At 61.2% G+C, this 405-nt stretch carries 1 protein-coding gene; it reads right to left on the minus strand.

Features of this window, described 5'->3' with window-relative positions:
- Window positions 1-405: cadherin-like domain-containing protein (locus LCI23_RS20490; protein ID WP_224948283.1), on the minus strand; the 405-nt coding region annotated here is incomplete at both ends.

The following is a 405-nucleotide window of genomic DNA, read 5'->3' on the forward strand; positions in this document are numbered from 1 at the left end:
GACGGTGTAGGTGAAGCTGTCGGTGCCGTTGTAGTTGGCGCCAGGGGTGTACGTATAGGTGCCGTCGCTTGCAATGATCACCGCGCCGTGGGCAGGATCGCTCGCCTTGGCGTAGGTCACCGTGTCGCCATCGGTATCGCTTGCCGCCGGCAGACTGCCAGACTTGACCATATCTTCAGCGGTAGTGAAGCTCGTGTTACCAGCCACCGGCAGGTCGTTCACCGGCGTGACAGTGACATTGACCGTATAGGTGTTGTTGCCGCCCTGGCCATCGCTGACGGTATAGGAGAAGCTGTCGGTGCCGTTGTAGTTGGCGCCAGGGGTGTACGTATAGGTGCCGTCGCTTGCAATGATCACCGCGCCGTGGGAAGGATCGCTCGCCTTGGCGTAGGTGACGGTGTCGCC

Origin of the sequence: Massilia sp. MS-15, assembly GCF_020176695.1 — a bacterium.
GTDB classification, from domain to species: Bacteria; Pseudomonadota; Gammaproteobacteria; order Burkholderiales; family Burkholderiaceae_D; genus Telluria; species Telluria hydrophila.